4 protein-coding genes are annotated in these 1326 nt (G+C 54.4%); all 4 read left to right on the top strand.

Annotation, left to right across the window (positions count from 1 at the left end):
- On the top strand, positions 1 to 123 hold a 123-nt coding region (locus tag YWE_RS32110), incomplete at its 5' end, for an IS1/IS1595 family N-terminal zinc-binding domain-containing protein (RefSeq protein WP_428829300.1).
- 97 nt (positions 124 to 220) lie between these two features.
- Positions 221 to 424, top strand: a complete 204-nt coding sequence (locus YWE_RS32105; protein ID WP_036016774.1) for an IS1/IS1595 family N-terminal zinc-binding domain-containing protein — start codon at positions 221 to 223, stop codon at positions 422 to 424.
- Positions 425 to 459: 35 nt separating this feature from the next.
- Positions 460 to 720 carry a hypothetical protein gene (locus tag YWE_RS0120910; RefSeq protein WP_029096210.1) on the top strand — a complete coding sequence of 87 codons (261 nt, stop codon included), beginning with the start codon at positions 460 to 462 and terminating at the stop codon, positions 718 to 720.
- A gap of 31 nt (positions 721 to 751) precedes the next feature.
- The coding region (locus tag YWE_RS28265; RefSeq protein WP_248595872.1) for a Wzz/FepE/Etk N-terminal domain-containing protein at positions 752 to 1326 on the top strand (575 nt) is incomplete at its 3' end.

Raw genomic sequence — 1326 nt, 5'->3', positions numbered from 1 at the left:
CGCAAACATGGAACATCGCGCTGTGGCTTTCAGCGTTACCTTTGTAGTGAGTGTCGGCGCACCTTTCAGGGTAAATACGTTTATCAGACGAGTTGCCAGGCCCCGTCAGTGACCGAGGCTTAACGTGTTTAACAGACCGAGGGTGACGCTAATATGCCCTGCCTATGGTCGTGACAACGATAGACCGCTTACGACTCAGGTCCGGTCTCGGAGATTTTAGATGACGATGATGATGATGACATTACTCAAACAACGGCAACGCCCGGCGTGTCCGCATTGCGATACACTGACGCAAATCCGCAAACACGGTAAAGCCCGCAGTGGTTTACCGCGTTATATGTGCCTCGGTTGCCGAGGCACGTTTCAAGGCCGGTACATTTACGCCGCTTATCAAACGGATGGGAATGCGCGTGTTGGCGGCTAATCGACGAGGCGAGGTAACAACAGGGAGCGTGTGTCATGAGAGTGACCAGTTTGGATATGGTGGTCAGTGCGGTGACCTTGCTGGCGATAGCGGTAATGATACCGATGCCATGGTTACTGTCCGCCTCCCGAGATGCGGGCAAACCCCTTCGTTGCGCCCCGGTCGCTACAGTCAGCGAACTGCGGCCTGCTTCCATTACGGCGTTATGGCTGGCGTCATTCCCGGCCCCGGTCAAGCCTGCGCGAGATTGCCCGATACTTGTCCCCAGTGCCCATCAGGGAGTCTCACCACAATAACCCGTGTCATGGCATCCGATGAGGTATGACGATGAGTGAAATAAGTCAAAAAACGTTAAACGCCCCATCAGGTCATACCGCCAATCAGGCTGGGCCTCGTCATGCTAACCCGAACGATGAGATAGACCTGTTTGAGTTGCTCCTTCGACTCTGGGACAAGAAAGGCGTGATTCTGATGGTGACGTTAGTCACCACCCTGATAGCCGGCACCTATGCTTTTACCGCCAAAGAGCAGTGGACGGTCAAAGCCTATGTCTCCCCGCCGAGAATGGCCCAGATGGACGATTACCTGACATTAAGACGGGCCTTTGCGCGGGTGAGCGGCATTAACGCCGACCCACAGGCGATAGCCAACCATTTATTCAACCGGTTCACCGAGATGGTATCCAGCCCCAATGAGAAGCTGAGTTACCTATCCGAGACGGCTTACGTTAAGCAACAGACTGAATCGATGGACTCGCAGGCTAAACGCCTTTGGCTAACGGAGATGGCTGAAAAAGGGCTGATGACATCCCCGCCGGATGAAAAGAAAACCCTCCCTTACTTTATGCTGTCGGCGTCGGCGGATAATCCCCAGACCGCGCTGGCGTTACTGAGCGATTACGT

The organism is Budvicia aquatica DSM 5075 = ATCC 35567 (assembly GCF_000427805.1).
GTDB classification, from domain to species: Bacteria; Pseudomonadota; Gammaproteobacteria; order Enterobacterales; family Enterobacteriaceae; genus Budvicia; species Budvicia aquatica.
The sequence above is the reverse complement of the archived record's forward strand: the minus strand, read 5'-3'. Positions and strand labels throughout refer to the sequence as shown.

Coding starts and splice junctions, on each gene's coding strand:
- YWE_RS32105 (WP_036016774.1), top strand. CDS start 221: ATGACGATGATGATGATGACATTACTCAAACAACGGCAACGCCCGGCG.
- YWE_RS0120910 (WP_029096210.1), top strand. CDS start 460: ATGAGAGTGACCAGTTTGGATATGGTGGTCAGTGCGGTGACCTTGCTG.